This window comes from Eoetvoesiella caeni (assembly GCF_003315175.1).
Classification (GTDB): domain Bacteria; phylum Pseudomonadota; class Gammaproteobacteria; order Burkholderiales; family Burkholderiaceae_B; genus Eoetvoesia; species Eoetvoesia caeni.
On record NZ_QNRQ01000014.1, the window covers coordinates 38,414 to 59,007 of the forward strand.

Genomic DNA, 20,594 nt, shown 5'->3' on the forward strand with positions numbered 1-20,594 from the left:
TGCAGATGGCTATGGAACGTTTGGGCATACACAGGAGTAGATGATGGTGGAGATGGCTCAGGGGCAGGAGATGGCCCTGAAAGGTGTCAAAGTGCTGGAGTTGGGATCGTTGATAGCGGGACCCTATGCCAGCGCCTTATTGGCACAGTTTGGCGCGGACGTCATAAAGATTGAACCACCGAAAGAGGGCGACCCGTTGCGCAAGTGGCGTACCCTGTACGACGGTACATCGCTTTGGTGGTACACACAAAGCCGTAATAAAAAATCGGTTACGCTCGACTTAAGGTCGGAGGAAGGCCAGGAAATAGCTCGTAAATTGGCTTCCGAAGCCGATATCGTGATCGAGAATTTTCGCTCCGGAACTCTTGAAAAATGGGGGTTGGGCTGGGACAGGCTTTCCAGCATGAACCCGAACTTGATCATGGTACGCATTTCAGGATACGGGCAGACCGGCCCGGCTAGTCAACGGCCTGGGTTTGCAGCCATCGCAGAGTGCATGGGTGGTTTGCGTTATGTCACTGGCTACCAGGATCGGGCACCTGTAAGAGTGGGTGTCAGCCTGGGCGATACCCTTGCATCTTTATATGGTGTGGTGGGTGCCCTGATGGCCATGCATCATTTGAAAGTCAACGCAGGCAAAGGGCAGTATATCGACGTAGCGCTGTATGAGGCAGTGTTCGCCGTAATGGAGAGTCTAGTTCCAGAATACTCCATGACAGGAGATGTGCGTGAACGTACCGGTACCGCGTTGCCGGGCATTACCCCGTCGAATACCTATGTTTGCAGGGATGGCCGGTATGTGGTGATTGCCGGTAATGGCGATAGCATATTCAAACGGTTGATGGCGGCTATAGGGCGTAAGGACTTGGGGGAAGACCCAAAGCTTGCCCGCAATGATGGACGAGTGCAAAACGCAGCCATGTTGGATAACGCAATTTCAGAGTGGACTGCCCAACACGGGTTGGAGACCATACTTGAAGTGATGAATGCCGCTTCGGTACCTTGCGGGCGGGTTTATACCGCCGAGGATATCGTAAACGATGAGCATTATCAGGCGCGCGAAATGCTGCAGAAGTTTGAACTGCCAGGCGGAGAGTCGATCACGTTGCCTGGCATTGTTCCAAAACTAAGTGCGACCCCAGGGAAGACGAATTGGCTTGGACCCAGCCTGGGGCAGCATACCCAAGAGGTGCTCAAGTCGATAGGCGTTACGGCAGAGCAACTGGTGCAGTTGCGTGTTTCCGGTTTGGTTTGAACTTATCTGGTGAGATACAGCATGGTTTTTCCTAAAGCCTCCCGTTTATATATTCAGGAAGTGTGCACTCGAGACGGGTTTCAGATGGAAGCGGAATTCATTCCTACGGAGCAGAAAATTGCTCTGATCAACGCTTTGAGCCGAACTGGGATATCGATGATTGAGGTCACGTCGTTTACATCTCCCAAAGCTATCCCGATGCTGGCTGATGCGGAAGCTGTAATGGGTCAAATCGATCGTGTGCCTGGTGTGCGCTATGCGGCTTTAGTTCCGAATGTGCGGGGTTGCGAGCGGGCGTTGTTCTGCAACGTAGATGAAATCAATGTCGTGATGTCCGCCAGCCCAAGCCATAATCTGGCCAATTTGCGGATGACTCCGGAACAGTCGATGGACCAGCTGTCACAGATAGCAAAGCAGGTTGATGGGCAGGCGTTTTTGAACGTCTCGTTGGCCACGGCGTTTGGGTGCCCGTTCGAAGGAGATGTGCCTGTATCGCGAGTGCTGGATACCGTCCAACAGTTTTCCGACCTGGGCTTTCAAGGGGTGTCCCTTTGCGATACAACAGGTATGGCGAATCCGAAGCAAGTAAATGAAATATGCTGGCAAGTGCAGAGTCGTTGGCCCTCTATCCGGTTTACAGCGCATTTTCACAATACGCGTGGCATGGGTTTGGCGAATGCGGTAGCAGCACTTCAAGCGGGAATTACTCACTTTGACGCTTCGTTGGGTGGGCTGGGAGGGTGCCCGTTCGCACCAGGAGCTAGCGGAAACATTTGCACGGAAGACATGGTTCATATGTTTCAAGCAATGGGCTACGAAACCGAGGTCGATCTGGAAAGCCTGCTGGACATGGCAAGAGTATTGCCAGATATCGTGAAGCACGAGGTTCCTGGGCAGGTGGCCAAAGCCGGGCCGTCGACCCGGCGTTATCTTTGACCAGGGGAAGGGGAATAATGCGATTCAATCAGGTGGGTTTTTGCATAGGCGAACAGGCTGTCCCTTGCGGGGGCAGCCTGTTTTTTTAGCCTAATGAGAGTCTATGCAACTAGCCCATTGCAAGTTCGGGCGTTGTATCTTCAATCATCAATGCCGGGCGATATACGAAGCTTGGGTCTTCGCTCTCTTGCTTGATCAAAGACTCCAACAGGCGGCGGGTTCGAATGGGCGCCTCGTCCACTCTCAATGCCAACCTGGGAATTGGCCCGCCGTGTGTCTCGATCTGCTTCTGTTGAATCGCGAGTACAACGGCATCTTCGTCGAACGTCTGAGCGATAGCTTTACAGATACTTTGCGTAAGTGCCTCATCATTTAGACGGCGGTTCCGCGCAACCGACCAAAAATAATGCGTGGTGGTTTCCGTTTCTGGCGTAAGCAGATGCAGGACGTGACTGCGGTATGCGTTGTCTGGCGATGTCCCAACAGGATATACGCCAAAGTCTGTCATGCATATGGAAGGCGCAAGGCTGATCGCGGTTTGCCATCTGTTGATGCGACCGTCATGGTCGAGCACCATGGCGAAAAAGGGGGGCGCGTCGATGTTCGGCATTTCGCGGTGCGCTTGCACCACGCCCTCATCCGCGACTGTCACTTTTACTGGGTAGTTCGGAATGCACTCTTCCTCGCCTTGCCCGATCGTTTGCAAGTGAACCCAGCTTTCATGGCCCAGATCCATGAGGTTGTCCACCGAAAGACGAAAGTCCGCATCCACATGGTGATATCCACGAGATGGGGTCCATTCGGGATGGTCGTTCCAGCGAATATCTGGGATCAAGCCATGGTCAGCGCGCTCGGCATCTCCCATCCATATCCAGAGCAGCCCGTGCCGTTCGGCAAGTGGGTAGCTGCTGACACATGCTTGCTTGGGGATGTTCGTTTGGCCGGGCACCAATGTGCAGGCCCCCAGAACGTCGAAACGCAAGCCATGGTAACCGCACTCCAGCTCATCGCCGACCCGCCTTCCAGCAGAAAGCGGCATCAGTCTGTGTGGGCACATGTCTTTCAATGCCGCAATCCGCCCATCTGAATGGCGCATCATTACTACCGCAGTGCCTAGAAAGCGCCGAGCCACCACTTTACCGTCGTCCAGCTCGTAGTTGAATCCCGCGACATACCAGGCGTTCTTAAGCCAGTTCATTTAACTCTCCTTTATCTTTGCTTGCGTGCTAGTTCCCTGGGTTCCGCACCGCCTTAAGGGCATCGAACTCAACGTTGTAAAGCTCCCCATCTTTTTTTTCTACTCGACGGATATAGACGTTTTGCACAATATCGCGTGTTTGAGCATCTATCTCGACTGGGCCTCGGGGACATTCGAATTTCTGCCCCTTCATTGCCTCAAGAAGTGCATCTCCAGTTGCGCCGTTCGTAGCTTCCAAAGCGTTATAAAGGATGCGCATACCGTCGTAGGCGGCAACAGCCATATAGTTTGGCCGCTGTCCACCGTAGGCTTTCTTGAAGGCTTCCACGAATTTTTCATTGACGATCGATGGGTGGGCCGCGGAGTAATGATGAGATGTCACCACTCCAAGGGCGCTATCGCCCATATCTTTCAAGATGTCGTCTTCAGTCACATCTCCTGTCGCGAGCAATTTGATACCCGCGTCGGCGAGTCCGCGATCGGAGAACTGCTTCATTGCGTATTCCGATGATTATGACCACCGATTCCGGTGATCGTGACCACCCCGCTCTGAGGGAGTGATTTCTTCCATTCCGGCATCGTGACCACCCATTCCGGGTGCGTGACCACCGATTCCGATGATCGTGACCACCGCCGCTGTAGCCGGCGGGAACAAGCGCGTTGACCTCAACCTTGCGGTAGTGTGTGAAGCTTTTTGGGAGCCCACATGCCGCCGCCGTTACTGAGTACGCGCATGATTAAATCCATTCTTCATCACACGCTTTGCCTGGGGCATTCCCAGCGACAGTGCGCCCAGGCACTGGGCGTCTCCAAGGGCGTTGTCGCCAAGTACACCCACGCCGCTGCGGCGGCCGGCCTGGATTGGGCCACCATCGAACCGCTGGACGAAACGGCTCTTGAGCATCGCCTGTTTCCCGCGCGCTTCAACGCAGTTGCCCCTGTCCTTCCCGACTTCGCCACGCTGCACCGCGAGCTCTCGCGCAAGGGCGTGACCCTCATGCTGCTCTGGCAGGAATACCAAGCAAACTATCTGGGCCGGCGCACGCTGCAATACAGTCAGTTCTGCGAACGCTACCGGCAGTATGCCAAGACGCTCAAACGCTCGATGCGCCAGGTGCACCGAGCCGGCGAGAAGCTGTTCGTTGACTTTGCCGGACCCACGCTGGCGCTGACCGACGGCTCGCGAGCGCACCTGTTCGTCTCGGCCATGGGTGCCTCGCACTACACCTATGCCCAGGCTCTGCCTGGTCAGAAGACGTCGGACTGGATCGCCGGCATGGCTGGCGCGCTGCACTTCATGGGCGGTGTGCCGCAACTGATCGTGCCCGATAACGCCCGCGCCGTCATTGCCAGCCCAGACCGCTACGAACCACGCGCCAGCGACACGGTGCTGGACTTCGCCAATCACTACAGCTGCTCGATCTTGCCAGCACGCCCTTATGCCCCTCAAGACAAGGCCAGCGTGGAGTCCGCCGTCCAGGTCGTTGAGCGCTGGATTCTGGCGCGTCTGCGTCACACACGGCTGAGCGATCTGGGTGCGGCCAACCGGGCGATCCGCCCCTTGCTTGGTGAGCTCAATGAACGGGCGTTCCAGAAGCTGCCCGGCAGCCGGGCCAGCGTCTTCGCCCAGCTTGATGCCCCGGCGCTGAGTCCGTTGCCCACGCAGCGCTATGAGTACGCCCGATTCAAGACGGTACGTGTACATGTCGATTACCACGTCGAGTTCGAACGTCATCGCTACAGTGTGCCGCACGCCTTGGTAGGCGTGGCGCTCGATGCCCGCATCACCGCTCACACCGTGGAGATGCTGCATCGGGGCAACCGCGTCGCCATGCATGTGCGCAGTCACCTTGCCGGTGGCTTCACCACCGTGGACGCCCATATGCCCGCCGCACATCGGGCGCATCGCCAGTGGACACCGCAGCGACTGATCGACTGGGGGCTGACCATTGGCATAGCCACCGGCACGCTGATCGAGCAATTGCTGCAACGCTACAAGCATCCCGAGCATGGCTATCGCTCCGCCCTGGGCTTGCTCTCGTTAGCCAAACGCTATGGCAAGGCGCGTCTGGAGGCCGCCTGCGCCTTGGCCCTGTCGCTGCAGTCCTACTACTACCGCACCGTGCGCGAGATCCTGGTCAATGGCCGCGACCGCTTGGCGCCGTCCAGCTCTGCCGACTGGCAAAGCCCTGAACATGAACATCTGCGCGGTGCCCGTTCATATCACTAAGTCTCTACAAGGAATCTATATGCTTCATCAACAAACCATCGCGCAATTGCGTGCACTCAAGCTCACTGGCATGGCCGACGCCTTGCAGCGCCAGAGCGAACAGCCTGCCAGCAGCGAACTGTCCTTCGAACAGCGTCTGGCTTTGCTCGTACAGCATGAGTGCGACCACCGCCATGAACGGCGCAGCACGCGGCTCCTACATCAGGCCCGCCTCAAATATCCCCAGGCGGCCATCGAGGACTTCGATGCCCGGCCCAGTCGGGGCATTGAGCGCAGCCGCTTCACCAGTTTGGCGCTCAGCGGCTGGTCTCAGACCGGGCAGACTATCATCCTGACCGGCGCCACCGGCTGCGGCAAGACCTGGCTGGCCTGCGCCTTGGCCCAGTACGCCTGCCGGCAAGGCCACAGTGTGCGCTATCTGCGCGTGCCGCGCCTGGCCGAGGAACTGCGCACACTGCGCGCCGCCGGCTCCTACACCAAGTGGCTGCTGCAACTGGCTAAAACCGACGTCATCGTGCTCGACGATTGGGGGCTGGTCGGGCTCGATGCCCTGACCCGGGAGGCGCTGATGGAAATCCTGGATGACCGGGTCGGCGGCCGGGCCACCCTGGTGACCAGCCAGTTGCCGGTCGAGCACTGGCATGCCTGGCTTGGCGACCCGGCCCTGGCTGACGCCATGCTCGACCGACTGCTGCCACAGGCGCACCGCATCGTACTTAAGGGCGAATCGTTACGCGCGGCAGGTCGTGCACAAGTGACCGAAACCGGCGGCGGCTAAGCGCCGTCTAGCCGCCAATCCGGCCCCGCTTCAGAGCCAAAAAGCCCTCCAAGTACAATCAAACTTGCGCCTGTTCCCGCCTGCCATGACGGCGGGTGGTCACGATCATCGGAATCGGTGGTCACGATGCCCGGACTGACCGGTCACGATGCCGGAATCGGCGGTCACGATCAACCGGAATACCCACTTCATGAACTGCACCCCGACACCAGCGGGAAGAAACACGAATACGGCGTCAGGTTTTAAGTCCCTTACGCGTAGTAGGAAGGGAGCAAAGTCCGGGTTTTGCATGGGAACACGGATAGCTTCCGTAACTTTGCCTCCGCTCATCTCGAACTGTTTCGTAAAAGAGCCTTCGGCGTCAATCCCCGGCCCATAGTCGCTAACCAGCGTAACCACGTTCTTAATTCCATTCTTGGGAGCCCACTGAGCAACGCCGATGGTGACTTGCGGAAGAGTGAAGCTGCTGCGTACGAAATAAGGAGAGGCGTCGATTACGCGGGAAGTTGCCGCCACCATTACGATCGAGGGCGTTTTGCTTTGGGTTGCCACTGGAGCTGCTGCTAGGGCTAGCGGCGTCAGCGCGAAACCGCCTAGTACCTGCGCTTTTTCTTTGACGACAAGTTCCTGGGCAATGCGTCTCGCGTGGTCGGGCGCACCGGTGTCGTCTTTGATTACGAGCTCGATTTTCTTCCCAGCCACTGTGTCACCGTGCTGCGCGATGTACAGGCGTGCCCCTTCCTCGAGTTGCTTGCCGGTAGAAGCGAATGGTCCCGTCAACGAAAGGATGAGGCCCACTTTCACAGTATTGTTTTGGGCTAGGGCGGTTACAGGCAGTGCGGTACTCAAAGCAATAGTACTGATACACAGGGCTGCAATGGTTTGTCTCTTATTCATAAAGTCTCCTCCATGGGTTTAATCGGCCGTTGCCGTAGTGAAATTATATAGTATGTATAGATACTATATGTATACGGTCTAATAAAGTAAGAAGGTTGTCAATACCCAACTACAATGATTGTTCGAAAATCCTTCTGTGAGACAGACTGAAAAGTGAGAGCCGCCCTAATGAATGACGACGTAACGATTGCCAAGTCCACTAATTTGGACCTGCGGACGCTACCTGGGCATTACGCCCGGCGAGTTCATCAATTAGCAGTCGCTATGTATACCCAGGAGGTGAGCAGCCTCAATGTCACCCCGGTACAGTATTCTTCCTTGCAAACGATCTGCAACCATCCAGGCATTGATCAAAAGACTTTGGCAAGCAGTGTCGGGTCGGACACCGCGACTATTGGCGGTGTCATCGATCGTCTGGAAGCGCGAGGGTTGGTCACCCGTAAGGTCGCGCCGCATGATCGACGGGCACGTCTAATTACGCCCACAGAAAAGGGCGTTGAAATGCTGGGGGCTGTAATACCCGCCATGCTGCGTTCGCAGACGCGATTTTTAGCTCCCCTTACGGCCGAAGAGCGCGAAGAGTTTATGCGGCTCATGAAGGTTTTAATTGATTCAGATGCTGAGCTAAGCAATACCCCTGCCAAGGAATGAGCATATGGCTCGTTCAATACATTGGCATTGCGCATATCTATGACGCTTGTGGTAAGACAAGCAATATCAAACAGATCAAGGCTCAGCCGTCGCAGATGGGCATTTTTGGGCACTCCATGGGCGGGGCAGTTTGTTCTTTATCATGGTTTACGCAATTGCCGGTTTTTGGTCGAGCGCGACTATTGACCGAAGTGACTGTTTAGAGTGCTTTTGAGGCCTGGCATAGTGAGCTCGCCCATGTGCGAATGCACCATTCGGCCTTTGGCGTCGAAAAACAGCGTCGTGGGCAAGCCGCGTGACCCTATTTCCTGCATGACAAGGGATGCCGGATCCAGCAGGATATGCTGTAGCTTCAACCCCTGCGCATCAAGATAGTTTTTAATTACTTGTGCGGTTTCTCCTTGATTGATCAGGACGAAGGCAATATTCGGATATTCCGCCTGGGCCTTCACGAACACAGGCATTTCGCGGCGACATGGGGGGCACCATGTCGCCCACAGATTTACCACGACAGGCTGGCCGGCAAAGCGGGTAAGCGCTATGGGTTGCGAGTCGATAGTGCTTAACTGAAGTACCGGCAATGAGGGCGCGGAACGCTGCAAGAACGCCAGAGTGCCATTTGCGGCCCCCCAAGCTAGCAATCCGGCCAAGATGCCTGCATAGACCGGCTTGCGCAGCAGTTGCTTCGAACGCGTTTTCCACCAAACCCACGAAATAGACGCTAACACCCCGGCCGTCACATAAAAGCCACCATCCCCCACGGCCAGCATGGCAAGCGGGTTAGCCAGGTAATCCTTCCACCAGACAAGCACGAATGCTATTCGCGCGGTAATCAGGCCAATGAACAGAGCATCAAGAATCACGCCGCTCGCAGTCTTGGCGCCGGAATCCGGCAGTTGCCTGGCAACGAGCCGCGTGATAAGCCATGCTGCCATGGCCGCGACGACAACAATGACAACCCGAATTGAAAATGGTCCCATACTGATCATGGCAACTCCGCGCTGAACCTGCGGCGGTACGCACTGAGCCGCCATACGATTTACAAATTTACTTATTACATATAATACGTTAGTAAATTATTAGCTAAACGTTAATATTAGTACCAGACAAAAAGTAAAAAGCTGGCCGGGTCTCCCGGCTTTTCCATGTCGCCGTCGTGCTGGTTTGCAAAGGCTGACGATATGCGACAGTTTCCAGTTTGAGTTTTTCGAGGGCTATTCACTATGCGTTTAATCCGATCGACGTTACTGGCCGCCTTGCTGCCTGTGTTCATGGCTGCGCCGGTTCAGGCTGCCGACCCCATCAATGTGGGTTTCTTTTCGCACATGTCGGGCAACTTCGCCGAATACGGTGCAAGCTCCAAGAATGGCGTCGAGCTGTATCTGGACAAAATCAAGGCCCAGGGCGGCATTGAAGGCCATCCCATCAATTTGATCGTTGAAGACGACAGGAACTCGCCGCAGGAAGCGGCCTCTGTGGCACGCAAGCTGGTTGCGACGCCAGTGGTGCTGGCCATAGGTTCGTGGTCGACAACGTCGTCGATGGCAGCCGCGCCTATTTTTGCCGAGGCCAAGATCCCGCAGATCAGCCCAACGTCATCTCATCCTGATTTCACCAAACAAAGCAAATATCAGTTTCGTCAAAACAATACCGACGATATTCTGGCGCAATACAACGCGGCTACCATCCAGGACAAGCTCAAAGCCAAGTCGGTAGTGATCCCCTACTCGCAAGACGATTGGGGCGTTTATACCGGCAAGGCGACTTCCGACATTATTAAAAAGAACGGCGGCAAGGTACTGCTGCTGGAAAGCGTACAGCCAGGCGCCCGGGACTTCCGCCCCTTTATCAGCAAGATCCGGGCGCTCAAGCCCGAAGGCGTATTCCTGGCCCTGCCGTATCAGGAAGCATCCATTTTCATTCAGCAGTTGCGCCAGGCCGGCGAGACCATCCCGGTTGGCGGCGGCATTCCTTTGACTTCGCCCAAGTTCATCGAGCTGGCCGGCAAGGCGGCTGAGGGGACGGTTTTGCATACCTTGTTTATTGCGCAAGATCCCAGGTACAAAGAGTTTACCGATGCTTACAAGGCCAAGTACGGTCGCCTGCCCGATCTGTTCTCGGCCTTGGCCTATGACGCAGCGGGCGTTGGCACAGAAGCGATCCGCCGCGTAATTAAATCCGGCAAGCCGCTTACCGGCGATGCCGTGCGCGACGAACTGGCCAATGGGCCGGCATACACCGGGGTTACCGGCGTGACCAAATACGAAAACGGCAATGTGCACAAAGATCCTGTTTTCATTGTCGTGAAGAACGGCCAGTTCCAGTTGCTTAAATAGCTCCATCCCCATATCAAGCGTGCACTTTGTCGGTTTCGCTTGCCTTACAAAAGTAATGTCTGCGCTTCACCTTCGCGTTCACGCTTGATCTGGGAATGGAGCGAGCTCACTATAACGCCATATATGGCGAGGCCGCACCGATTCAGGTGTCGCCTCGCCATGGCCATCTTATGATCGAATTATTTTTTAGCCAGATACTCAATGGCCTGGCCATCGGACAGGTGTATGCACTGATTGCACTGGGTTTCAGCCTGGTCTTCGGTGTGTCCAACCTGATCAACTTCGCGCAGGGCGCCTTGTTCATGCTGGGCGCTTTTTTTGCATTCAGCGGCGTCACTCTTCTGGGCCTGCCCTTATGGGTGGCGGCCATCGGCTCCATTGCGCTGGTTACCCTGCTGGGCATGGTGCTTGAGGGCGTGGCCCTGCGCCCGCTTGAAAACGGGCCTTATATTGCGCCCGTGCTCTCAACCCTGGCCATCGCCTTGATTGTGGACCAGTTGGCGGAAATCATCTGGTCGCCGGAAGGACAGGCTTTTCCTTTGCCTTTCGACGAGGTCACGTTTTTCATTGGCAATGCTTACTTCACCAGTACGGACCTGCTTATCTTCGTGTTTGGTGGTTTGACGGCCCTGGCCTTGACCTGGTTTCTTGCCAGCTCGTGGATGGGGCGCACCGTACGGGCTACGGCGCAAGACCGCGACGCGGCAGCGCAGATGGGCGTGCGCACCGGGGATGTACGGCGACTGGCTTTTGCGCTGGCCGGCACGCTGGGCGCTATCAGCGGAATTCTGGTGGCCTTGTACTTCAAGAGCGTGTTTCCGCAAATGGGCATGCCGTTCAGCCTGAAGGGGTTTTCGGCGGCGTTGCTGGGCGGCTTGACCAGCATTCCGGGCGCTGTGCTGGGCGGCATGCTGCTGGGCGTGGTGGAAACGCTGGCCAGCGCCTATCTGGGTGAAGGCTTTCGCGACCTGGCTGCTTTTTCTTTGCTTTTGGTGTTCCTGCTTTTTCGTCCGCAAGGCCTGTTGGGCGACCGACGCCTGGATGCGCTGGGCGGTGCCTCGGGCGCCTCCGGACCCATGCCCAGCACCAGCCTGCTGGCTTCGGCTTCCAGCCAGCGCGCCAGCCATCCCATCTGGGAGATACCCCCGTGGGGCTTCCTGGTCTGCGGCGCAGTCCTGTCGCTGTTGCCGCTCGTGACGCAGAACGGCTACTTTTTGCAGGCGGTGGTGTACGCCATGATTTTTGCCATGCTTTCGGCCAGCGTCTCATTGGTATCGGGGGCGATGGGCGTGCTGTCCATCGGGCATGCCGCTTTCTATGGCGTCGGCGCCTACACAGTAGCGGTGCTGGCCCATACCTACGGCTGGCCGGCCGAATTGGTACTGCCGGCCGCGGCGATTGTCACCGCCCTGGTGGCCACGATTTCCGCGCTGCCGCTATACAAGCTAAGCGGCCACACGGCGGCGCTGGGTACGCTGGCGATAGGCCAGATCGGTTTCCTGGTGTTCATGACCTGGCTGCCGGTGACCCGCGGCCCCATGGGATTTCTGAACATTCCCGCGCCGCAATTCGAATGGCTGGGCGGCCTGCGCCTGGCGACCATAGGGCAGAAATACTGGCTGGTGGCGCTGGTCGTGGCCGTAGGCCTGTTCCTGGCCCAACGGCTGGTCAATTCGGGCATAGGCCGGGTGTGGCGCGGCATGCGTGAAGACCGCCTGGCAGCGCACGCGGCCGGCCTGCCCGTGCGACGCTATATGTTGCTGGGCTTTGCCGTTTCGGGCGCGCTGGCCGGCTCCGCCGGCGGACTGTTCGCCTATGTGCAAAGCGTCATCAGTCCCGACAGCTTCAACGTGCAGGTATCAATGCTGGTGCTTACCATGGCGGTGCTGGGCGGGCTGGGCAATTTGACGGGCGCGGCTCTGGCCGGTTTTGTGCTGGCCATCGTGCCCGAGCTGCTCAGGTCATTTGCCGAGTGGCGCATGATTTTGTACGGCGTTATCCTGCTGATCATGCTGCGCTGGCGTCCGTACGGCCTTCTGGGGGCGCGCTGATGGCCGGGCAAATAAACGGATTGGCGGTTCAGGACGTATCCCGGCATTTCAGCGGTGTGACGGCTGTCGACTGCGTAAGCCTGGCCCTGGAACCTGGCGAGACCCTGGCTTTGGTCGGGCCCAACGGCGCCGGCAAGTCGACTCTTATTCAGCTTATCAGCGGTGTCGACCGCATTTCCAGCGGACGTATCTTTTTGAACGGGCGGCGCATAGATCGGCTGCCGCCTGAGCGCATTGCCCGGCTGGGCGTGGGCCGCAGCTTTCAAACTTCGCGCGTTTTTCCGGCCCTGTCGGTCTGGGACAGCGTGATGCTGGGCACGCAGGCCAACCTGCTTAGCGGCGGGCACGGCAAGATCCTGGCAAACGCCGCGCACGAAGTGCTGGCGACCATGTTCAATACATCGGGCTGGCGCCACAGAATTGAACGCCAGGAAGCCATTGCGCGCGAAACCTTGCAGCTTTTCGGCGACAGGCTTTGGCCGCGCAAGGACCAGCCGGCGTTCAGCCTGTCTTATGCAAATCGGCGCCGGCTCGAGATCGCCAGGGTGCTGGCGGGGCAACCCGACTTCCTTTTGCTGGACGAGCCCGCGGCTGGCATGAACCCCACCGAAACCGGCGAACTCACCGAGCTTTTGCTGGCCCTGCGTCGCATGCGGCCCAATCTGGGCATACTGGTTGTGGAGCACAAGCTTTCTTTGGTTCGCAGGGTGGCCGACCGTGTCATTGTGCTGAATCAGGGCCGGGTGCTGGCTCAGGGCGATCCCGACCATGCCCTGGATCATCCCGAAGTGGTCGAAGCTTATCTGGGCCGCCAGCGGCGGCGCCCCAACTCATCGGATGCGCATCTTGGCTAAGGACACACCTTTTCTGCTTGTGGAGAATATCGACGTGCACTACGGTGCCGTGCAGGCGCTGTTCGGCGTAAGCTTGTATGTACAGGCGGGCGAAGTGGTATCCGTGCTGGGCGGCAACGCCTCGGGAAAGTCCACCACGCTTAAGTCGGTGCTGGGACTTGTTACGCCGTCCAGCGGGCGCATCGAGCTGGAAGGGCGCCCGATACACCGGCTTGCCGCCCCCGATGTCATCGACCTGGGTGTGGCCAGCGTGCCCGAAGGGCGCCGTATTTTTCCGGAAATGTCGGTGCTTGAAAACCTGCTGATGGGCGCGTACCCGCGCCGCCATGAAAAAGAACAGATCGCCAAAGACCTGGAAGAGGTCTTCCTGTCGTTTCCGCGCCTGGCCGAAAGGCGCAAGCAGGCGGCGGGCACTTTGTCGGGCGGCGAGCAGCAGATGCTGGCGCTGGGCCGGGCCTGGCTGCGGCGCGGCAAACTGATTTGCATCGACGAGCCTTCCATGGGTTTGTCGCCGAAATTCGTGGACATGGTCTATGAGGTGCTGTTCCGCTGGAAAGCAGCGGGCCAGACCATATTGCTGGTCGAGCAGAATGCGCGGATAGCGCTGGAGCTGGCCGATCGGGCCTATGTGCTGCAGCACGGCCATGTCATTTTAAAGGGATCGGCCGCCGACCTGGCCGCCGACCCCATGGTGCAGAAAGCGTATTTGGGGGCAGCATGAACGCTGAAAACATACTGAACGAAGAAACCGATGTGCTGGTGATAGGTGCCGGCGGCGCCGGCATGAGCGCGGCAATAGCCGCCGCCAAGGCCGGAAGCCGGGTCATCATGACCGACCGCAGCCTGGTGGGGCGCGGCGGTGCAACCATCATGGCGCAGATGACCGTGGCCGTCGCCCTGGGCGAACAAACTCCGGACGATTGGCGCTACCACTATGCCGACACCCTGAAAGCCGGCCGCGGCCTGTGCAGCGAACCGCTGGCCAGGCTGCTGTGCGAGTCGGGCGTCGACGCCATCCGTTTGATGGACAGTTGGGGAGTGGGCTGGGCGCGGGCCGACGGCCATCTGACCCAGGCGCATGCGCCCGGGCATGACCGCGCGCGCTGTGTGTATGTCGATTACCTGAACACCGGGCCGGCGGTTGCCAAGACCTTGCGCACGCAAGTGGCGCACGACGCGCGCATACAGCGCCTGGGCGACATTCTGGTGGTCGACCTGCTGGTTGAAGCCGGCCGGGCGGTGGGCGCGGTTGCCGTGCATTTGACCACCGGCGAGCGCATGGTGATACGAGCCGGCGCAGTCATCATTGCAACAGGCGGGCTGACCCGGCTGTACAAGCGCAACAGCGCTTCGCTGAACATGGGCGGCGACGGCTACGCGCTTGCCTTGCGTGCCGGCGCGCATCTTATCGACATGGAGTTTGTGCAGTTTTTCCCTATCGGCCACCTGGCGCCGCGCCTGGTGGGCTTTGACCCCATCATGTGGGATCCTTTCCGCTACAAGCTGGGCGGGCGCCTGTTGAACGGACTGGGCGAAGAGTTTGTTGAAAAATACGGCCATGCCTCGGAAGACCAAGGCTATACCGTTACCCGCGACGCGGCCACTTACGCTATTTTGAAAGAGGTCGAGGCCGGCCGCGGCACACCCGCCGGCGGCGCCTATTTAAGCTTCCAGCATGTGCCGGAAGCCACGCTGCGCCAAGCCTTTGGCCCCATCATCGATAAGCTGGCGGCCAATGGCATCGACCTTACCAAGAACCCCATAGAGGTCGCACCCATTGCCCACTACCACATGGGCGGCATACGCGTTGATGTCGATATGAGCACCGATGTGCCGGGCCTTTATGCCGCGGGCGAAGCCGTGGGCGGAGCCAATGGCGCCAATCGCCTGTCGGGCAATGCCATTACCGAGGCCATCAGCTTCGGCCTGCAGGCCGGCCGCTCGGCGGCGGCTTATGCGGGCACGGCGGCAACGGCCGACGTCCAAAGCGCTGCTACGCTGGCCGAGCCCGTACTGGCAATGCTGGCGACCGAACCGTCCGCATCCGAAGACCATGTCAATGTGGCGCACCTGATCGCGCGCTTGCAGGAAATCATGCAAATCCATGTGGGACCTTTCCGCAACCAGCAGGGCCTGGAACAGGCGCTGGTTGAAATCGGGCAACTGCGCGAAGAGGTGGGCGACAAGCTGCAAGGCGGGACTGGGCCGCAAGACCCGGTGCGCCTGGATGCGCTGGACCTGCGCAATATGCTGATGGTGGCCGAAGCCGTCGCGCGCAGCGCGCTGTCGCGCACGGAAAGCCGGGGTGCGCACCAGCGCGAAGATTACCCGGGGCTGGACGAAGCCTGGACGCTGAACCAGACCCTGTCATGGAAGGACGGCAAATGGACATTGGCAACGCAGCCCGTCGAGCGCCTGTCGGCCCAAGCCGAGGCGGAGCTTGCGCTGGCGGGTACTGAGCAAGGAGGACAGGCATGAGCACCGAAGACAAACCCACCATGATTTGCCTGGATGTGCAGCGCGGGGTGGGCGCTGGCGCAACTCGGGTGCAGCGCTACGAACTGCCGGTCGGCGCCGCCGATTCATTGCTGGATGGACTGCGATGGGTGCGCGAGAACCTGGACGATACGCTGGCTGTGCGCTATTCATGCATCAACGCCAACGCCTGTAAAGAATGTATGGTGTTGCTGGACGGCAAGGTCGTCTATGCCTGCATGGCCCGCATGCAGCCCGGTGCAACGCACACGGTCGCGCCATTGGCGAACAAGGCTCGCATCCGCGATCTTATTTCGCAGATTGCGCCGGTCAAAGAACGCTTGGGAGGCCAGGAGGACGACGATGACCTCTGAAAAGGCTGCGCCGAACGGGCGTTTGCGCATTCTGTCATCGGCCCACCTGGCGGCGGGGCAGTACCCCAGCCTGTCCGAGCTGGAGTTCGGCCTTATCGTGGCCAACAACGCCTTCGGACGCTGGGTAGTGCGCTGCATGCGCGCCGCCGGCGAACCCGACCTGGGCTTGACCGACATCCTGGTGCTGCATCATGTGCATCATCGTAAACGGCACAAGCGGCTGGCCGACATCTGTTTTACGCTGAATTACGAAGACAGCTACGTGATCAGCTATTCACTTAAAAAGCTATTGAAAATGAAGTTGGTCATGAGCGAAAAAGTCGGCAAGGAAGTGTTTTATCGCACTACCGAAAGCAGCAACGAATTGCTGGAGCGCTTTCGTGAAGTGCGCGAGCGTTGCCTGTTTCCCGGCGTCGAGGGCGAGCTAGCCAACAGCGAAGCCCTGTCCGACGTGGCCGAGCGCCTACGCCTGCTTTCAGGCTTGTACGATCAGGCCGCACGCGCGGCATCGTCGCTATGAGCGCCGCAACGGGCGTGGCCCGTGCCGACGAAGGACGCTGGCAGTTCTGGGTCGATCGCGGCGGCACCTTTACCGATGTCGTGGCGCGCCGCCCCGATGGGCGGTTGGTAACAGCCAAGCTGCTGTCCGAAAATCCCGAGCAATATCCCGACGCTGCGGTGCAGGGCATACGCCAGTTGCTGGGCGTCAAGGCCGGCGAGGCCGTGCCTGCCGAATTGATCGACGTCGTCAAGATGGGAACCACCGTCGCAACCAACGCCTTGCTGGAACGCAAGGGCGAGCGCGTGCTGCTGGTCGTGACGCGCGGTTTTCGCGACGCGCTGCGCATTGCCTACCAGAACCGTCCGCGCCTGTTCGATCGTGAAATTGTGCTGCCCGAACTCTTGCACGAAGAAGCCATTGAAGTCGACGAGCGCCTGGCCGCCGATGGCTCGGTGGTCATGCCGCTGGACGAGGCCGGAGCCCGCGTGGCTTTGCAGCAAGCCCGGGGGCGCGGCTTTACCGCTGTTGCCATCGTTCTGATGCACAGCTATCGCAACGGCGAACACGAGGCCAGGCTGGCCGGCCTGGCCCGCGAACTGGGCTATACGCAGGTTTGCGCCTCGCACGAAGTGTCGCCCTTGATTCGCTACGTTGCGCGCGGCGACACTACGGTCGTCGATGCCTACCTGTCGCCGGTGCTGCGCCGCTATGTCGACCACGTTGCGGCCGCCTTGCCGGGCGTGCGCCTGCAATTCATGCAATCCAGCGGCGGCCTGACCGACGCGCAGACATTCCAGGGCAAGGATTCCGTCCTGTCCGGGCCCGCGGGCGGTATTGTGGGCATGGCGGGCATTGCGCAGTCGGCCGGGCTGGACCGCGTCATCGGTTTCGACATGGGCGGCACGTCAACCGACGTGTCGCATTTTGCCGGCGAATACGAGCGCGCCTTCGATACCCTGGTGGCCGGCGTGCGCTTGCGCGCGCCCATGATGAGCATCCATACGGTGGCGGCGGGCGGCGGTTCCATCCTGCACTTCGACGGCGCTCGACTGCGCGTCGGGCCTGAATCGGCCGGCGCCAACCCGGGGCCAGCCTGCTACCGGCGCGGCGGGCCGCTTACGGTGACCGACGCCAACCTGATGCTGGGCCGGATACAGGCCCATCATTTTCCCGAGGTCTTCGGACCGAACGCCGACCAGTCTCTGGACCTTGAAGTCGTGCAGGCGCGGTTTGCCGAGCTGGCGCAAGAAGTTTCTGCCGCTACCGGACGCGACGTATCGGGCGAGCAATTGGCCCAAGGATTCCTGGATATTGCCGTGGCCAATATGGCCAACGCCATCAAGCAGATTTCCGTACAGCGCGGCTACGACATTACCCGCTATACCCTGATTACCTTTGGCGGAGCGGGCGGCCAGCATGCCTGCCGCGTCGCCGACGAACTTTCCATGCCCCGCGTGCTGGTGCATCCGCTGGCCGGCGTGCTGTCCGCCTACGGCATGGGGCTGGCCGCCTCGACCGCCATGCGCGAACGCTCCGTCGAGTTACCCTGGGACGCCGATGGCGAGACCGCCGCGCGCCGCACTCTCGAAGAGCTGGCGGGCATTGCGCGCGCCGATCTGCTGGCGCAGGAAATTCCGGCGGACATCATCCAGATAAAGAACATCGTGCACTTGCGCTATGCCGGCACCGATACCGCCTTGCCCGTGGCACTGGACGGCACGCAAGCCATGCTTAAGGCGTTTGAAAAAGCCTATTTGCAGCGCTTCTCGTTTTTGATGCCCGAGCGCGGCCTCGTTATAGAATCCGTTGTGGCCGAAGCTATCGCGGATGAGTCCGGGCAGATCTTCCAGGCCTTTTCCGAAGGCAACGGGTCCGCCCGGCCGGGCGGTCCTGAAGCGGCCGACAGCGTGCGCATGCGCGTGGCCGACGAGTGGCGCACATGCCCCCTGTATCGCAGCGCCGACCTGCGCGCGGACGACGTCATTGCCGGCCCCGCCATGATTACCGACGCCAATGCCACCACGCTGGTCGACGATGGCTGGCGCGCCACGGTAACGGCACGCGGCGACATGCTGCTGGAACGCGCAGTACCCCGGCCGCAACGGTTCGCCGTGGGCACCGACGCCGATCCCGTCATGCTTGAAATCTTCAACAACCTCTTCATGTCGATTGCCGAGCAAATGGGCTATCGGCTGCAAAACACCGCGCACTCTGTCAACATCAAAGAGCGCCTGGATTTCTCATGCGCCATCTTTGATTCATCGGGCGAGCTGGTGGCCAACGCCCCGCACATTCCCGTGCACCTGGGCTCGATGAGTGCCAGCGTGCAGGCTATCATCCAGGACAACGCCGGCAGCCTGCGGCCCGGCGACGTCTACGTGCTGAACAACCCTTACGCAGGCGGCACCCACCTGCCCGACGTCACCGTCGTGACACCTGTATTCGACCAGGCCGGCCGGGACATCCTGTTCTATGTGGGCTCGCGCGGCCATCATGCCGACATCGGCGGCCTGACTCCGGGTTCCATGCCTTCCGACTCCAGGACCATAGAAGACGAAGGCGTGTTGATCACCAACTTCCGCCTGGTGGAAAACGGCCGCATGCAAGAAGACAGCATGCGCCAATTGCTGGCCGGTGCGCGCTACCCCGCGCGCAATATCGACCAGAACCTCGCGGACCTGCGCGCCCAGATAGCCGCCAACGAAAAAGGCCGCGAAGAACTGTTGAAAATGGTGGATGCCTTTGGCCTGGATGTCGTGCATGCCTATATGCGGCATGTTCAGGACAACGCCGAAGAATCCGTGCGCCGCGTCATCGCTACCCTGCACGATGGCGAATTTACGCAACTGCTCGACAACGGCGCGCGCATCCAGGTCAAGCTGAAAGTCGACCATGAAACGCGCAGCGCCACGCTGGACTTCACCGGCACCTCGGCGCAACTGCCGAACAACTTCAATGCACCGCGCGCCGTCACGACCGCCGCGGTGCTATATGTCTTTCGCACCATGGTGGAAGCCGACATCCCGATCAACGCCGGCGGGCTCAAGCCGCTTAAGCTTGTCGTGCCCCAGGATTCCATGCTGAACCCCAGCTACCCCGCGGCCGTGGTCGCGGGCAACGTCGAAACCTCCAGCTGCGTCACCAACGCCCTGTACGGCGCCCTGGGCGTCATGGCCGGCAGCCAGCCCACCATGAACAACCTGACTTTCGGCAACGCCCAGTATCAGTACTACGAAACCATTTCGGGCGGCTCCGGCGCGGGCGGGCGCTTCGACGCCCAGGGCAAGCTGGTCGGCGGCTTCAACGGTACTTCCGTCGTGCAAACCCAAATGACCAACTCGCGCATGACCGATCCCGAAGTCCTGGAATTGCGTTTCCCCGTGCGCCTGGAACGCTACATAATTCGCCAGAATTCCGGCGGCGCCGGCCGCTGGCACGGCGGCAACGGCGGTGTCCGCAGCCTGCGCTTCCTGGAACCCATGACAGTCTCTACCCTGTCCAACGGCTGGATCCACCCCGCCTTCGGCGCCGCGGGCGGCCAGCCCGGAGCCCTGGGCAAGTCCAGGGTAATCCGTGGCAACGGCAAGGTCGAAGAATTGGCTCACGCCGACCAGGCCGAATTGCAGGCGGGCGACATGTTCGAAATAGAAACGCCGGGCGGCGGCGGCTACGGAGCAGCCTGAGTCAAATCCAAGGCAATTGCCTTGGATTTGAGCAAGCGACGCGCAAGGCTTTTAGTAGCACAGCGACTTGTGCGCCGGCTACTTCAGATAAGTACGCAGCATCTTCATCAGCGCGTCGATTTCCGCATCGGGATCAATGACCGCAGGACGCGTTGCGTTGCTAGAGCTGCCGAACAACTCGCGAAGATGGCTGTCCAGGACTTCGGCCATCAAACCATTCGCCGCGCCTCGAAGCGCGGCGATTTGCTGCAGCAGGGCGCTGCAGTCGGTCCCTTCCTCGACAGCCCGCGCAAGGGCTTCGGCCTGGCCCTTGATGCGGCTCAAGCGCGTGATGACGCGCTTTTTGTCTTCCGGCGAGTAAGGCATCAGGTGCC

At 59.6% G+C, this 20,594-nt stretch carries 16 protein-coding genes and 2 pseudogenes; 13 read left to right on the top strand and 5 right to left on the bottom strand.

Annotated elements, in window-relative coordinates; genetic code table 11:
- Positions 1-52 precede the first annotated feature (52 nt).
- Positions 53-1,255, top strand: a complete 1,203-nt coding sequence (locus DFR37_RS19070; protein ID WP_113934839.1) for a CaiB/BaiF CoA transferase family protein — start codon at positions 53-55, stop codon at positions 1,253-1,255.
- Positions 1,256-1,276: 21 nt separating this feature from the next.
- Positions 1,277-2,191, top strand: a complete 915-nt coding sequence (locus DFR37_RS19075; protein ID WP_113934779.1) for a hydroxymethylglutaryl-CoA lyase — start codon at positions 1,277-1,279, stop codon at positions 2,189-2,191.
- 109 nt (positions 2,192-2,300) lie between these two features.
- Here DFR37_RS19075 and DFR37_RS19080 read toward each other — a convergent pair whose 3' ends face one another.
- Positions 2,301-3,389, bottom strand: coding sequence for an aromatic ring-hydroxylating dioxygenase subunit alpha (locus tag DFR37_RS19080; RefSeq protein ID WP_113934780.1), 1,089 nt, complete (start codon positions 3,387-3,389; stop codon positions 2,301-2,303).
- A gap of 28 nt (positions 3,390-3,417) precedes the next feature.
- Positions 3,418-3,885, bottom strand: a pseudogene (locus tag DFR37_RS19085) (ABC transporter substrate-binding protein); the annotation flags it as partial.
- Between the two features lie 210 nt (positions 3,886-4,095).
- Here DFR37_RS19085 and istA point away from each other — a divergent pair.
- Positions 4,096-5,619 (top strand): IS21 family transposase, encoded by a 1,524-nt coding sequence (istA, locus tag DFR37_RS19090; protein WP_113934782.1) that lies wholly within the window; start codon positions 4,096-4,098, stop codon positions 5,617-5,619.
- A 19-nt stretch (positions 5,620-5,638) separates the two neighbouring features.
- Positions 5,639-6,397 (top strand): IS21-like element helper ATPase IstB, encoded by a 759-nt coding sequence (gene istB / locus DFR37_RS19095; protein WP_113934783.1) that lies wholly within the window; start codon positions 5,639-5,641, stop codon positions 6,395-6,397.
- Between the two features lie 186 nt (positions 6,398-6,583).
- On the opposite strand, the pseudogene DFR37_RS19100 reads toward istB, so the two are convergent.
- A pseudogene (locus DFR37_RS19100) lies at positions 6,584-7,294 on the bottom strand (ABC transporter substrate-binding protein); the annotation flags it as partial.
- Positions 7,295-7,462: 168 nt separating this feature from the next.
- Here DFR37_RS19100 and DFR37_RS19105 point away from each other — a divergent pair.
- On the top strand, positions 7,463-7,945 hold the full coding sequence (locus DFR37_RS19105) for a MarR family winged helix-turn-helix transcriptional regulator (protein WP_113934785.1): 483 nt from the start codon (positions 7,463-7,465) through the stop codon (positions 7,943-7,945).
- Between the two features lie 179 nt (positions 7,946-8,124).
- On the opposite strand, the gene DFR37_RS19110 is transcribed toward DFR37_RS19105, so the two are convergent.
- Positions 8,125-8,934, bottom strand: a complete 810-nt coding sequence (locus DFR37_RS19110) for a prolipoprotein diacylglyceryl transferase family protein (protein ID WP_113934786.1) — start codon at positions 8,932-8,934, stop codon at positions 8,125-8,127.
- 234 nt (positions 8,935-9,168) lie between these two features.
- Between DFR37_RS19110 and DFR37_RS19115 the strand changes: the two genes are divergently transcribed.
- From DFR37_RS19115 to DFR37_RS19150, 8 genes are all read left to right on the top strand, one after another.
- Positions 9,169-10,281, top strand: a complete 1,113-nt coding sequence (locus DFR37_RS19115; protein WP_113934787.1) for an ABC transporter substrate-binding protein — start codon at positions 9,169-9,171, stop codon at positions 10,279-10,281.
- 170 nt (positions 10,282-10,451) lie between these two features.
- On the top strand, positions 10,452-12,332 hold the full coding sequence (locus tag DFR37_RS19120) for an ABC transporter permease (RefSeq protein WP_113934840.1): 1,881 nt from the start codon (positions 10,452-10,454) through the stop codon (positions 12,330-12,332).
- On the top strand, positions 12,332-13,186 hold the full coding sequence (locus DFR37_RS19125) for an ABC transporter ATP-binding protein (RefSeq protein ID WP_113934788.1): 855 nt from the start codon (positions 12,332-12,334) through the stop codon (positions 13,184-13,186). Before DFR37_RS19120 ends, DFR37_RS19125 begins: the two co-directional genes overlap by 1 nt.
- The gene (locus tag DFR37_RS19130; protein WP_379881489.1) at positions 13,179-13,907 is read left to right on the top strand and encodes an ABC transporter ATP-binding protein; all 729 of its coding nucleotides are present in this window, start codon (positions 13,179-13,181) and stop codon (positions 13,905-13,907) included. The genes DFR37_RS19125 and DFR37_RS19130 overlap by 8 nt, the downstream gene beginning before the upstream one ends.
- Positions 13,904-15,664 (top strand): FAD-binding protein, encoded by a 1,761-nt coding sequence (locus tag DFR37_RS19135; RefSeq protein WP_113934790.1) that lies wholly within the window; start codon positions 13,904-13,906, stop codon positions 15,662-15,664. The genes DFR37_RS19130 and DFR37_RS19135 overlap by 4 nt, the downstream gene beginning before the upstream one ends.
- Positions 15,661-16,035, top strand: coding sequence for a 2Fe-2S iron-sulfur cluster-binding protein (locus DFR37_RS19140; protein WP_113934791.1), 375 nt, complete (start codon positions 15,661-15,663; stop codon positions 16,033-16,035). Before DFR37_RS19135 ends, DFR37_RS19140 begins: the two co-directional genes overlap by 4 nt.
- Positions 16,025-16,555: a winged helix DNA-binding protein gene (locus DFR37_RS19145; RefSeq protein ID WP_113934792.1), complete on the top strand. Its 531-nt coding sequence runs from the start codon at positions 16,025-16,027 to the stop codon at positions 16,553-16,555. Before DFR37_RS19140 ends, DFR37_RS19145 begins: the two co-directional genes overlap by 11 nt.
- The gene (locus DFR37_RS19150) at positions 16,552-20,220 is read left to right on the top strand and encodes a hydantoinase B/oxoprolinase family protein (protein WP_113934793.1); all 3,669 of its coding nucleotides are present in this window, start codon (positions 16,552-16,554) and stop codon (positions 20,218-20,220) included. The genes DFR37_RS19145 and DFR37_RS19150 overlap by 4 nt, the downstream gene beginning before the upstream one ends.
- A 78-nt stretch (positions 20,221-20,298) precedes the next feature.
- On the opposite strand, the gene DFR37_RS19155 is transcribed toward DFR37_RS19150, so the two are convergent.
- On the bottom strand, positions 20,299-20,586 hold the full coding sequence (locus DFR37_RS19155) for a metal/formaldehyde-sensitive transcriptional repressor (RefSeq protein ID WP_113934794.1): 288 nt from the start codon (positions 20,584-20,586) through the stop codon (positions 20,299-20,301).
- Positions 20,587-20,594 lie beyond the last annotated feature (8 nt).